The 12581-nt window shown below is 72.5% G+C and carries 13 protein-coding genes; 4 read left to right on the top strand and 9 right to left on the bottom strand.

Going from position 1 to position 12581, the window contains the following annotated elements:
- Positions 1-13: 13 nt before the first annotated feature.
- Together ABT070_RS32685 and ABT070_RS32680 are read right to left on the bottom strand one after the other, a co-directional pair.
- Positions 14-2584 (bottom strand): VWA domain-containing protein, encoded by a 2571-nt coding sequence (locus ABT070_RS32685; protein WP_351765948.1) that lies wholly within the window; start codon positions 2582-2584, stop codon positions 14-16.
- Positions 2574-3356 (bottom strand): hypothetical protein, encoded by a 783-nt coding sequence (locus ABT070_RS32680; protein ID WP_351765946.1) that lies wholly within the window; start codon positions 3354-3356, stop codon positions 2574-2576. The genes ABT070_RS32685 and ABT070_RS32680 overlap by 11 nt, the downstream gene beginning before the upstream one ends.
- 223 nt (positions 3357-3579) lie before the next feature.
- Here ABT070_RS32680 and ABT070_RS32675 point away from each other — a divergent pair, with 223 nt between their 5' ends.
- The gene (locus ABT070_RS32675; RefSeq protein WP_020125610.1) at positions 3580-4005 is read left to right on the top strand and encodes an OsmC family peroxiredoxin; all 426 of its coding nucleotides are present in this window, start codon (positions 3580-3582) and stop codon (positions 4003-4005) included.
- A gap of 139 nt (positions 4006-4144) precedes the next feature.
- On the opposite strand, the gene ABT070_RS32670 is transcribed toward ABT070_RS32675, so the two are convergent.
- The 5 genes from ABT070_RS32670 to ABT070_RS32650 all read right to left on the bottom strand — a co-directional run bounded on the left by ABT070_RS32670 (position 4145) and on the right by ABT070_RS32650 (position 9123).
- A complete protein-coding gene (locus ABT070_RS32670; protein WP_351765944.1) occupies positions 4145-4552 on the bottom strand; it encodes a hypothetical protein in 408 nt (135 codons plus the stop codon).
- Positions 4549-6282 (bottom strand): right-handed parallel beta-helix repeat-containing protein, encoded by a 1734-nt coding sequence (locus ABT070_RS32665; RefSeq protein ID WP_351765942.1) that lies wholly within the window; start codon positions 6280-6282, stop codon positions 4549-4551. The genes ABT070_RS32670 and ABT070_RS32665 overlap by 4 nt, the downstream gene beginning before the upstream one ends.
- 142 nt (positions 6283-6424) lie before the next feature.
- Positions 6425-7246 carry an SAM-dependent methyltransferase gene (locus ABT070_RS32660; RefSeq protein WP_351765940.1) on the bottom strand — a complete coding sequence of 274 codons (822 nt, stop codon included), beginning with the start codon at positions 7244-7246 and terminating at the stop codon, positions 6425-6427.
- 54 nt (positions 7247-7300) lie between these two features.
- Positions 7301-8164 carry a Sco1979 family transcriptional regulator gene (locus ABT070_RS32655; protein ID WP_351765938.1) on the bottom strand — a complete coding sequence of 288 codons (864 nt, stop codon included), beginning with the start codon at positions 8162-8164 and terminating at the stop codon, positions 7301-7303.
- Positions 8165-8274: 110 nt separating this feature from the next.
- Positions 8275-9123: a helix-turn-helix domain-containing protein gene (locus tag ABT070_RS32650; RefSeq protein WP_351765936.1), complete on the bottom strand. Its 849-nt coding sequence runs from the start codon at positions 9121-9123 to the stop codon at positions 8275-8277.
- Positions 9124-9152: 29 nt separating this feature from the next.
- On the opposite strand from ABT070_RS32650, the gene ABT070_RS32645 reads away from it, so the two are divergent.
- From ABT070_RS32645 to ABT070_RS32635, 3 genes are all read left to right on the top strand, one after another.
- On the top strand, positions 9153-10223 hold the full coding sequence (locus ABT070_RS32645) for an ADP-ribosylglycohydrolase family protein (protein ID WP_351765934.1): 1071 nt from the start codon (positions 9153-9155) through the stop codon (positions 10221-10223).
- An 87-nt stretch (positions 10224-10310) separates the two neighbouring features.
- Positions 10311-10616: a 4a-hydroxytetrahydrobiopterin dehydratase gene (locus ABT070_RS32640; protein ID WP_351765933.1), complete on the top strand. Its 306-nt coding sequence runs from the start codon at positions 10311-10313 to the stop codon at positions 10614-10616.
- Between the two features lie 147 nt (positions 10617-10763).
- A complete protein-coding gene (locus tag ABT070_RS32635; RefSeq protein ID WP_351765931.1) occupies positions 10764-11528 on the top strand; it encodes a class I SAM-dependent methyltransferase in 765 nt (254 codons plus the stop codon).
- Here ABT070_RS32635 and ABT070_RS32630 read toward each other — a convergent pair.
- Together ABT070_RS32630 and ABT070_RS32625 are read right to left on the bottom strand one after the other, a co-directional pair.
- On the bottom strand, positions 11476-12042 hold the full coding sequence (locus tag ABT070_RS32630) for a hypothetical protein (RefSeq protein ID WP_351765930.1): 567 nt from the start codon (positions 12040-12042) through the stop codon (positions 11476-11478). The two genes, ABT070_RS32635 and ABT070_RS32630, sit on opposite strands and share 53 nt — an antisense overlap.
- Entirely contained in the window at positions 12039-12575 is a 537-nt protein-coding gene (locus tag ABT070_RS32625) for a hypothetical protein (protein WP_351765928.1), read from the bottom strand. Before ABT070_RS32625 ends, ABT070_RS32630 begins: the two co-directional genes overlap by 4 nt.
- Between the last annotated feature and the right edge of the window lie 6 nt (positions 12576-12581).

Genomic DNA, 12581 nt, shown 5'->3' with positions numbered 1-12581 from the left:
CGTGCCGGGCGCGTCAGTGGCGGGCCCAGTGTCCGGAGCGGACCCTCCCGAAGTCGTTCATCAGCTGGACCGCGGGGCCGCCGAAGCCGCCCCCGGGGGAGTCGGTGAAGGACACCACGGTGCCCAGGGAGTCGGTCAGCGACATGAACTTGCTGAGGGTGACCCGGTCGTCGCGGAACTCCTTGGCCGGATGGTGGGCGTGTGCCGCCTCCAGCGCCTTCAGATGGCGTTCCAGACGGCGCTTGGCCGCTTCCTTGTCCCGCTCGTACAGGTCGTCCAGCGCGTGGAAGGTCACCTCGCTCGTCCACAGTCCGATGCCGTGCACCAGGACCGTCTCCGCCGAGAGGGAGGTGTCGCGCGCCAGGTCGAACTCGTGGCGACGGCTGTCGCGGGCCAGGGTGTCCACGTACTGCACGGTCGCCGTGCCCAGCGCGGACGGCTCCCGGCCGGCCGGCACCCGCACCTCCAGGACCACCCAGTAGGTCTCCTCGAAGGCGAGGTCGGGTGCGAAGATCCGCATGCCCTTCTCGGCGGTGATGATGTCGGGCAGGGCGTCGGTGCCGTAGTCGCTGCGGGCTCGCTCGGCGGCCTGCCGGGCCTGCTGGAACACCTCCGCCCGGGCTCTCGGGTCGGTGACCGGGTCGTGCCCGTACACGTGCCGGATCTCCACCGCCGGGTCGATGTCCAGCCGGAGCTGGATGTCGACCGCGGCCAGGTGGTCGCGTCGGCCGAGGTCCTCCAGCAGATCGGCCTTGACCTGCTCGGGCCGGGTGACGAAGGTCGAGTGTCCGCCGGCCACGCCGGCGAGCGCCGACAGTTCGGGCATGCGCGCGTCGGAGCCGAAGCCGAAGCACGACACCGTGAGGCCGCTGCGCACCCGGGCCCCGATGTTCCTGCGGATGTTGACCCAGTCCCGTTCGCCGGAGTTCGGGGAGCCGTCGGAGAGGAGATACAGGCAGTTGACGGTGCGCCCGCTCACGGCGTTACGGCTGATCTCGTCGATGCCGTACTGCACCCCGAGGTTGATGTCCGTGCCGCCGTCCGCCTCCAGCCCGGAGACGACCGACGCGAAGTTCCCCGACCGCTCCAGTTCCTCCTTGGTGGCCGCGGGCAGGACGGTGCGCACCCGGTGGTCGAACGTGATGATGCCCAGGCAGTCGGTCGGACGCAGCTGTCCGTAGATCGTGTGCAGCGACGATTTGACGGTGTCGAGCTTCTCGCCGTGCATCGAACCGCTGGTGTCCACGACGAAGACGAAGTTGACGGGCAGGGGTGCGGAGGCGAGAGCCGGGTCCGCGGGCGTCGGGCCGGCCTTGAGGGCGATCTCCACGAAGTGGGTCGTCGCCTCGTGCGCCTTGAACTCGCCCGTCACCGCGGTGAGTCCATGACTCACGGCGATGGCCTCCCCGCTCCGCGGTCCGGGAACCTGCCCGTCCCGGGAGACCACGAAGTCGTCGAACCTGATGTGTTCCTGCCCGACGATCACGCCCTGCTCGATGAGCTCCTTCACCCCGAGCGCGGAACGGGTGCCGAAGGCGTTGTTGCGGCGCACGTAGAGGCCGTCGTGGGGGAGGGGGCGGGAGGTGTCGCGGGAGGTGCGGGGCCGGCCGGGGGGCCCGGCCTGCCGCCCGAGGGCAGCGGGCGCCGAGGCGGCCGGCAGCATGAAGTCCGGCCGGAGGAAGTCGGGGAGCGGCGCCGAGTCGTAGGAGGGCCGCGGGCTGGAGTAGCTGGGCGACGGCGCGGCCGGGACTCCGTAGGAGTCGGAGTAGTAGGCCGGCCCGCTCTCGGCGTCGGACTCGCTGTCGAGCCCGGCGGGGCTGGCCGAGGCAGGCTGCTGGGGCGGCGGCGGGCTCGGCGTGGCGCGGCGATTGGCCTCTGCCCCCCGGACAGAGAACCCCGACCCTTCCGAGCCCCCGATGCGGATCTCCCGGCTTCTGCGTCCGGGCCGCGTGAGCGCCCGCAGGGTGGGCCACGGCCGGATCACCAGCCCCTGCCGTAACCAGCGCCACAGGGGTTCGTCGGGACTTCCCGCGGGCGGAGTCGTGACGTCGGGATGGATCACGACGGTGAACCCGTCCGGCTGCACGTTCGACGGGTCGAACGTCGCCGTCAGGGTGGGGCCGGCCGTCAGACCGCGAGCTTCCGCGAACGCCCGGCACTCCGTCTCCCGCGCGCGGTGACGGTGACGGGGTAGCCACCCGCGCCCCGGTGGCAGCGGCAATCGGGTGAGCAGCAGAGCAGGGCCCGGCAGAAGCGGCCCCGGCACGGGTGCGATCCCTTCCGCGCCGCACATCACCAACACGCCTTGGGCCCGTAAGAAGTTGGACAGGACGTCGCCGTCCGGCGGCGACTGTACGGGGGCCTTGTCTCCGGGACGGACCAGGACGATGGGGTTGGGCCGGCCCGCGACGAACGCGTCGACCTGCTCGGGCGTCCGTGCGATCACCCGTGGGACAGGTGACCCGGACCAACGGGACTCCCACCGGACCGCCCGCTCCCAGGTCTCGTCCGCGCCCTCACCGGCAAGCGGCCCCACGTACAGGACCGCCTCCGCACCCGCCGCGGGACTCGGTTCAGTCGGCATGCACACCCTCCGTCGTTCTTGTGGGAAGCGGACAGCGCGCCTCGAAACCGGTCCGTGTGCGCAGCCCGCCGTCGAACATGTTCTCGGCCCGCAACCGGCGCAGCCATGTGTCGAGTTGGGCGCTCAGCCCGGTACTGGCCTCGGCCAGCCGCACCGCCTGGTCCCGCTGCGCCGGATCGTTGCCGAGCAGCAGAAGCATGATCTTCAGGGCGAGCGCGTGCGGGCTGCGGGCGTCCAGGCCCAGCGCCTCGTCGGCATAGCGGGAGGCCCCCTGCTGGTTTCCGCGGGAGAGGGCGATCCGGGCCTTCCAGTACCAGAACTCCTCCGACTCCCGGTCCAGACGTGAGGCCTCCAGCGCACGCTCCGCCGGTTCCGGCTCGTCCCGCTCCACATGCCTGCGCACGGTGGTGAGCGACCGCTCGACACCGTTCGTCCCGGCGGCGCGAGGCGCCCGGCGGGAGCCGCCCGTGGCCACCCGGGCCGCGATGAACAGCACGGCCAGCAGGAACACCAGGAGCATGCCGACGAGCACGACGAACTGCTGGACGCCCTTGCTCTCGGCGAGCGTGGCGAAGATACCGAGGATCGCGACGGTGAAGGTGAGCACGATGACAGCGCCGAAGAGGGCGGTCGCCTGGGTCGCGGTGAGCGCACGGAACATCTTGTTGCGGATGATGTCGCGCACGAAGTCCCGGTAGAGCAGGTACAGCACACCGAGCGCGACGCCGCCAAATCCCGCTATGCCCCCGAGGACTTGGAAGAGTTCGAGCATGTATGGACTGTATGGCTTCACCAGGTCGCCCGTCAGGTCTTCCGAAGGCAGCGATGCCCGGCTGTGATATCCGGCCGAAACGGGCGAAGCCCCGGCGACGCGCCCGGCGGTGGCCGCCCTGTCCGGTGGGTGGATCGACGCCGGGTGTGATCGGATGGGTGCCAGGCATCCGTCACCGGAACCGCCCGCTGTTCTCCACAGTCACAGTTCGAAAGGATTCGTCGTGGCAACCACGCGCTCCGCACACACCGTCTGGGAAGGCAACCTGCTCGAGGGCAACGGGGTCGTGACCTTCGACTCCTCCGGCATCGGTCAGCAGCCGGTGTCGTGGCCCTCGCGCGCCGAGCAGGCGAACGGCAAGACCAGCCCGGAGGAGCTGATCGCCGCCGCCCACTCCAGCTGCTTCTCCATGGCGCTGTCGCACGGCCTGGCCGGCGCCGGTACCCCGCCCACCAAGCTCGTCACCTCCGCGGACGTCACCTTCCAGCCGGGAGAGGGCATCACCGGCATCCACCTGACCGTGGAGGGCACCGTGCCCGGCCTCGACGACGACGCGTTCGCCGCCGCCGCCGAGGACGCCAAGAAGAACTGCCCGGTCAGTCAGGCGCTCACCGGCACGACCATCACCCTGTCGGCCAAGCTCGCCTGAGTCCGCCGCGTCGGGTCCGGGGCGCGGGAGCCGTACGAGGCCCCCGCGCCCCGTCGTGCCGCCCGGCCCTCGCCGGGCAGGGCCGGGCAGGGCAGGGCCAGGCAGGGCAGAGCCGGGCAGGGCAGCGCCGGCTCGGACCTCAGACGAGTCCCGTCAGCCCCCTGATCGCGGACTGCGCCCACTCCTGCGCCCCGACCGCCGTCCCGGCCGCGAGGCCGGTCGCGACGGGCGCCAGGGCTCCCTTGAGCATGGTCACCGAGCGGCGGAGCCTGCCCGGCTCGGGCGACTCCGGGCCGGTGATCTCCGCGAGGACCTCCTGGGCGGCGCTCTCGGCGTCCTCGCGCTCCCGGTCGCCGAGACCGGCTGCGGGCAGCTGCCTGAGCAGCTCGGTCACCAGCGTCGCGAGCGCCTCGTGCTCCGGGGCGACCGCGCCGTTGAGCTGCTGGTTCTGGGTGACCGTCTCGTTGTTCCAGGCGAACTGGGAGCCCGACACGGCCCCTTGGAACACCGGCCCCTCGTAGTGGTGCTCCTGCTGCGGGTCGTTCATCGTCCGGCTCCGTCCTGATCGCTCTGGTCGGTCTGGTGGGACTGGTCGGTCTGCTGCTGGATGACGCTGGTGTTGTTCCACGCCAACTGGGCGCTGTGGACCGCCTCGACGAAGACCGGGCCGTGGTAGTGGTTGACGATCGTCGGCGGCGGGGCCGGCTCCGTGATCTCCCTGACCGGCAGGGAGGTCCGGAGCGAGATCAGGCTGACGCGGCCGTTGTGCTGCACGGCCACCGCCGTCGTCCCGGTCACGGCACAGTCCGCCAGCCGGCCGCCGCATGCGTCGTCGCAGCGCACGCCCGTGGCCGCGCAGTCCTCGAACCGGCTGTCGGCGACGTCCAGATACGCGGAGCCCGTCCCGCACAGCCCGTACGACTGCGCACCGGTGACGGCGAGGTTCCGCACGACGAGCCGCGCCGTGCCGAACGCCAGCGCCCCGCCGGTGCCGACGGCCGAGACCTCGCTGTCGTGCACGTGCAGCTGCGCCTCCTCGCCGGCGCCGAACCCCAGCAGCCCGCGCTGTGCCGACACGCCTCTCAGCGTCACCCGGGACTGGCCGACGGCGGCCACGGCCGCCATGTCGAAGTCGCGGATCCTCGCGTCGGTGAGCTCGGCCGTCGTACCGCCGTTGCCCCGCGTCTCCAGGCCGAACGGGCAGCGCTCGACGGTGACCTGCGCGAACTCGGCCTTGCTCTCGTCCCAGACCCGCAGCGCGACACCCGTCAGATCGTGCACGTCGACCCGGGTGAAGTGGCCTCTGGCCTTCTCGGTGACGGCGATGCCGACATTGCCCGCCGAGACCCGGCAGCCGGTCACCCGCGGGGCGCCGCCCCGGGTCGACAGCACCCCGACGTTTCCCGCACCGGTGATCTCGCAGTCCTCGAACGTGCCACGGCCCGAGTCCTGGACGTGGATGCCGGTGTCCCGGCAGTCGGCGAACACACAGCCGCGCACCGACGGGTCGGCGCCGCTTGCCACCAGGATCCCGTTCTCGGCGTCGGTGACCCGCGTGCCGCGCACGGAGCCCCTGGACTGCTCGATGAAGGCCAGGCCCGCCATGTGCGTGGCGACGACCGTGCACCCCTCGACGGTCAGCTCCGCCCGGGTGTCCGCCATGACGGCCGCCTTCTCGGCGCCGGTGACCTCGCACCCGACGAGGTGGGCCCAGGCGTCGCTGACGCGTACGCCGTGGATCCGGCTGCCGTCGAACCGGCTGTCCCGGACCAGCACCCGGGCGTTCTCGATCACCGCGACCGCGTTGTCGGCGGCGTCGGTGAACCGGCACCGCTCGACATGTCCGGTGGCACCGGCGAACACGGTCCGGCCGTAGCGGAACTCGCTGTCCGTCAGCGTCATGGAGGTGCCCGGCCGGGCGTGCGCACAGACCCCGTCGTGCGCCCGGACCGCCACCCGGTCGAGGGTGAGGGTCCCCGCCCGGCAGTCGACGACGCCGGCGTCGGCGTCCCGGCCGACCAGCGCCAGGCCGCGGACCACGACCGACCCCGACACGTCGAGCACGGTGCCCCGGGGAACGCTCACCACCACGGAGCCGGGGTCGCCGAGCGCGGTCAGCTCGATCTCGCCCTGGACGGTGAGCCGTTCCTCGTAGTGGCCGGGAGTGATCTCCACCCGGGCGGCCCGGCCCCGCGCGGTCGCGGCGCGCAGCGCGGACCCGATGTCGGGGTGGGTGCCACGGCCCCCGTGCGGCGCGACCACGTACCTCTTGACCATGCCCGCTTCCCCCGCAGGGCCCGCCCGTGACGAACCGTCGACTCCCGGTCACCGATGCTACCGGAGGGGGCGGCGGTGTCAGGGGTGCGGACAGCGGCCTTCACCCGATCTCCCACCGGCCGGGGACGCGCCCGGTACCCACTCAGGGCTTGCGGGCGACTCCCGCGTAGACCGGCACGATGCCCTCCGCCTGGACGGCCACGTCCTCCGGCTCCGGACGCCAGCCGGACACCGGGATCACGCCGGGGCCGAGCAGTTCCAGGCCCTCGAAGAAGCGGGTGAACTCCGCCAGGGAACGCGGGTAGAAAGGGGTTCCACTGCGCCGGAAGTTCTCCGCGGCCTTCTCGATGGCCGCCGGGTTCAGATCGGGGGTGACCTGGGAGAGGATCAGCCAGCTGCCCGGCGCCAGCGCGGTGACGTACTTCTTCAGCAGGCCGTGCACGTCGTCGCCTGCCGGGTCGTCGCTCAGGTAGTGCGTGAGCGCCACCAGCGACAGCGCGACCGGTCGGGTGAGGTCCAGGGTGTCGGCGGCCCGGAGCAGCAGCGCGTCGACGTCGCGGACGTCGGCGTGCGCGTACCGGGTGGTGCCCTCCGCCGAACCGTGCAGCAGGGCCTCCGCGTGCCGCAGCACGATCGGGTCGTTGTCCGCGTACACGACCTTGGACTCGGGGGCCACGCCCTGCGCCACCTGGTGCAGGTTGGGCTGGGTGGGGATGCCGGTGCCGATGTCGAGGAACTGGCGTATCCCGGCCTCGGCGGCCGTGCGGACGGCCCGCTGCATGAACCGGCGGTTGGCCCGCGCCCCGCGCAGCACCGTGCCGTCCACGGCGAGGATCCTGCGGGCCAGTTCCTCGTCCACGGGGTAGTTGTCCTTGCCGCCCAGCCACCAGTCGTAGACGCGGGCCGGATGCGGCCTGCTGGTGTCGATGCGGGCGGGTGCCTGCTCGGCCTCGGATCCGGTCATGCGGGTCTGCTCCTCGTGGACTCGGAGGGATGCTCGGGGTGACGGGGGGCGTGCTCAGAGGCTTGCGCGGGCGTCCCGCAGGATCTTCTTGGTGTGCTGCGCGGACGCGGCGTGCGTCGTCATGTGGTCGAGGACCTCCAGGTGCGCGGAGACCTCCTTGCGGTCGTCGAGGTACAGAGCACCGGTCAGGTACTCCGTGACGACCATGTCGGGCAGTTCGGGCTCGGCGAAGCGGAACAGGGAGAAGGGCGCGGACGTACCCGGATGCGGGCCGGCCGCGAACTCGGAGACCTGCAAGGTGATCCGGTCGCGCTCGGCGAACTCCATCAGCCTGTCGAGCTGTCCGGCCATGACGGCGGCGTCCACGCTCACCGGACGGCGCAGCACCGTCTCGTCCATCACCACCCACAGATGGGGCGGGTCGGCGGCCTCCAGCAGCCGCTGGCGCGCGAGCCGCAGCGCCACATGCCGCTCGATCGACTCCGGGGTCGTCTGCCCGACCGTCCCGGCCTCCAGCACGGCGCGCGCATAGCCGTCCGTCTGGAGCAGCCCGGGCACGAAGTGCGGCTCGTACGAGCGGATCAGCCGGGCCGCGCCCTCCAGGCTCACGTACAGGCTGAACCACTCCGGCAGTACGTCGTGGTAGCGCTGCCACCAGCCGGGCCGGTTCGCCTCCTCGGTGAGCGAGACGAACGCCTCGGCCTCCTCGTCGCCGACGCCGTAGGTCTCCAACAGCACCTGTACATAGGGGACTTTCAGCGCGACGTCGGCCGTCTCCATGCGCCGCACGGTCGCCGGGGCCACGCGCAGGGCGCGGGCGGCCTCCTCGCGGCCGAGGCCCGCCGCCTCACGCAACTCCTGCAGCCGTCTGCCCAGTACCACCTGGCCCACCGTGGGTGCGGGCCGTCGCTCACTCACCCCACGTCTCCCCTACGCGTCGAGGCACGCGGGTCAGTGTGCCACGTTCAGGCCTCGTTGCCACAGGAACGGAGTCGAACGTTCATCTGAAAACCTCGGCTGATCGGTCATCAGTCGATCAGCGAGTGGAGGTACTTGACCGTGGCCGGGTCCGCCGGGAGGAACGTCTCGACGGCCAGCTCGGCGACCGTCACGTCCATGGGGGTGTTGAAGGTGGAGACGGACGAGATGAAGGAGAGCACCCGCCCCTCGTGCTCGATCAGCATCGGCAGCGCGAAGTGCGCCACAGGCTCCTCCGGTTCGTCCGCCGCCCCGCCCTGCGCCGCCCGCCCGCCCTCCGCCACCGGGTACGCGGCGACCTCCTCGTACAACTCCCGCAGCGGTGCCGAGCGGTACAGCGCGATCTGCCGCTCCATCTGCGCGAGCAGGTGACCGCGCCACTCACGCAGGTTGCGGATACGCGGTGCGAGACCCTGCGGATGGAGGGTGAGGCGCATCGCGTTGAGCGGGGGCGCGAGCAACGACTCGGGGACGCCGTCCAGCAGCATCGTGATCCCCCGGTTGGCCGCCACCACGTCGTACCGCGCGTCCATCACCAGCGCCGGATAAGGCTCGTAGCCCTGGAGCAGCCGCTCCAGACCCGCGCGCAGCGCGTCCAGCGCCGGGTCGTCCAGCGGGGTCTGCGGGTAGCGCGGGGCGTAGCCGGCCGCCAGGAGCAGCGCGTTGCGCTCACGCACGGGCACCTCGAGGTGCCCGGCGAGCCGCAGCAGCATGTCCTCGCTGGGCCGGGACCGGCCCGTCTCGACGAAACTGATGTGCCGGGCCGAGGATTCGGCGCGCAGTGCCAGCTCCAGCTGACTCATCCGCCGCCGCTCCCGCCAGGCCCGCAGCAACGGGCCGGCGCCCCGGCCGGCGGGGGCGGCGGAAGAGGCGTGCGAACCGGTCGGGACAATGGTCATACGCACGACCGTAGTTGAGGAGAGCTTGGATGAACGACCGGCGGAAGTCCTCCCTGGAGTCGACGGCGGTGTACCGCGCCCGGGTGCGCGGCTGCCTCCTCGGCGGAGCACTCGGTGACGCCCTCGGCTACGCGGTCGAGTTCTCCTCCCTCGACCAGATCCGCGCCGCCCACGGACCGAGGGGCCTGACCCGACTCGTGCCCGACGGCGAGGGCGTGGTCGGCCGCGTCAGCGACGACACCCAGATGACCCTGTTCACCGTCGAGGGCCTCCGCACGGCTGCCAGAAGGGCCCGGCTCAAGGGGATCACCGGGGCGGAGACCGCCCTGGTGCGCCAGGCGTACGGACGCTGGCTCGAGACCCAGCAGCGGCCGGGACCCGCCGACGGCGTCGAGGGCGGCCTCCTCGCCGAGCGCTGGCTGTACGCCCGCCGCGCCCCGGGCAACGCCTGCCTGTCCGGGCTCGCCCAGCATCACGTGCCCGACCCGTGGGCCGAGCTGACCGGGGCACCCGGGCCGGTCAATCCCGGCTCCAAGGGCTGCGGCACCGTGATGCGCTCGGCGCCCTTCGGCCTCGCCCACCCCTCCGCCGACATCGCCTTCGGCATGGCCGCCCGTTGCGCCCAGACGACCCACGGCCACCCGACCGGCTACTACGCGGCCGGAGCGCTGGCCGCGATCGTGGCGTACCTGACGCGGGGGGAGTCCGTGGAGGGCGCCACTCTGCGCGCCCTGCGGCTGCTCGGCCGCCACCCGGGCCACGAGGAGACCTCCGCGGCCCTGAACCAGGCCCTCGATCTGGCCGCCGGGCCTGATCCGGGCCCCGAGAAGGTGGAGCGGCTGGGCGCCGGCTGGGTCGCCGAGGAGGCCCTCGCCATCGGGGTCTACGCGGCGCTGGCCACGCACCGGGTGGAGGACGCCCTGCTCCTGTCCGTGAACCACTCCGGCGACAGCGACTCCACGGGCTCGATCTGCGGCAACATCCTGGGCGCGCGGCACGGCGACGCGGGGCTGCCGCACGAGTGGCTGGAGCAGGTGGAGGGCCGCGCCGTGATCGCCGCGCTGGCGGACGACCTGGCGGCCGAGTGCCTCCACGACTGAACCGGGAGGCGCCCTTCTGACCAGGGCCGTCGCGGCTTTCCTGTGGCACGCTGGACAGGTGTGCGCCATCAGGAAGGGAGCCGTGCCATGGCCGTCGAACCGCTGTCGCAGAAGGAGATCGAGGACCGTCTGTCCGACCTGCCCGGCTGGTCCCTGGACGGCGACCGCCTCACCCGTGCCTACCGGCTCGACTCCCATTTCGCCGCGGCCTGCCTGGTCGTCCACGTCGCGCGGATCCAGGACGAGCTCGATCACCACTCCGAGCTCACGCTCGGCTACCGCACGGTGTCCCTCGCCGTGAACACCCACAGCGCGGGCGGCTCCGTCACCGGCCTCGACGTCGAACTCGCCCGCCGGGTGGAGGCCGTGGCCCCCGCGCACGGAGCGAGCTGACCCGCGCCCACCGGTGCCTGCCGTGCCGACCCGTGCCGACCCGTCCGACGGCGGGAGAGGACGGCACGGGTGGGACTGGACCGGACCGCACGGGCGATACGTGACTGTAGGAGCAGGGGTGCGGCGGTCGAGGAACGGGGAGCGCGGGTGCTGGACTACGACGAGGAAGCCGAACGCTACGACGCCTGGCGCGGCGGCGAGCCCAGGGCGGCGGCCGCCGCGGAGGGCGTCCTCGGTCTCGTACCGGACCGGGCGCGCAGTCTGCTCGACGTTGCCTGCGGCACCGGCATCGTCACCCGGCGTCTCGCGGCCGCCCGGCCCGGCCTGCGGGTGACGGGACTCGACCGGGCGCCCGCCATGGCCCGACACGCCGCCGACCGGTTGCCCGGAGCGGTCGTCCTCGCCGACGGCCGCCGACTCCCCTTCCGCGGCGGGGAGTTCGACGCCGTGACCAGCGTGTGGCTGTTGCACCTCGTCGAGGACGTCGCGGACGCGCGGGGCATCGTGGCCGAGTGCGCGCGGGTGTTACGGCCCGGCGGGGTGTACGTCACCACCGTCGACAAGGGCGCCTCGCACAACGTGGGCAGCGACATCGATGTCGTGCTGTCCTCGCGCCCGCAGCGGCCGGCCTCCGACACCGCGGCCCTTGTGGCGTCGTACGCCGTCGAAGCCGGCCTGGTGCCGGCCGGGCAGGCCCGTTTCGCCGGGCGGGGGCAGGGCCGCAGCCCGCGCCGGGCCATCGCGGACCTGCGGCGCGGCTGGTTCGTCACCCTGCCGCCGGGTCACCCCGAGGCCGACGGGTTCGCCGACCGCCTCGCGGCCCTGCCCGACCAGGACCGGCCCCGCCCGGACCCCGCGTTCACCCTGAGGGCGTTTCGGAAACCGGTTCCCGGCCCGCTTCCGGGCGAGTGAAGTCCATGACCCAGTTGGTCAGCCAGGTCTCCCCGCCGTCCAGCGAGAAGGCCTGCTCCCAGCGGGCGGAGGTGTCGCACACCCCCGACCAGACGAACCGGGCCCGCACGTCCTTGCCGTCGTGCGTGTCGTCGCCGTAGAACACACCACGGTCGCGCCGGCCACCGCGCCTTTCGCCGGCATCGGCGTCGGCGTCGGCATGGGCGTCGGTGTCGGTGTCGGTGTCGGCGAAGCCGCCGATCATCGGGGGGAACAGCCTCCCGCTCCGGCTGGACGACCAGTTCAGCGACCACCGACCGCTCGCCGGGTCGAAGAGCCTCAGCGTCAGCCCCTTCGTGCCGAGGTGCGGCATGTCGATCTCGTCGATGTTCGCGGCCCCGTCGAACAGCGGCCGGCAGCGGGCCGTGGACGGGAACTCCTCCCAGTCGCTGTCGGGGTCGAGGAACTCGGTGCGCCGACGGTGGTGGACCTCCCACGCACCGTGCAGGAAGTCGAAGTCGTGCGGGCCGCTCATGAGCGGTCTCCCGTCGTTCCCTCGGCCAGGGAATCCGTCAAGTAGGCCTCGATATCGGGTACTTCGGGTGGGCGACGGGCCAGTACATGCCGTACCCACGCGTCCCGTTCGTGCAGGATCGGCGGCAGTTCCCAGACACAGCCGATCCAGGGCCGGTCGATCGTGACGAAGTGGCTCGGGTCGTCGTCCGGGCAGTCGAGCACCGGCTGGCCCGCGGCCGCGCCCCGGAAGTGCAGGACGTTGTCCCACACCCAGCTGTAGGCGTTGAGGTAGGCGCCGTCGTCGCCACCCCGGTGCAGTACGACGAAGGTGGCGGGCGGTGTCCCGTCCGGCGCCGGCAGCAGCTCGGGAAGGATCGCGTACGCCGCCCGCTGCACCTCGGGTGCGATGCCCGCCGGGTCGGAGGTGACGTGGTAGCGCTTGATCCACCGTCCCGCCACCTCGATCGGCGGGTGCACCGTCAGCAGTTTCTCCGCGAACGGGGGCGTGGTGGAGGGGGCGGGGGGACGAGGACCGTGGGAAACAGAGGTCATGGGCAG

Origin of the sequence: Streptomyces sp. NPDC002884 (assembly GCF_040295245.1) — a bacterium.
Lineage (GTDB): Bacteria > Actinomycetota > Actinomycetes > Streptomycetales > Streptomycetaceae > Streptomyces.
The sequence above is the reverse complement of the archived record's forward strand: the minus strand, read 5'-3'. Positions and strand labels throughout refer to the sequence as shown.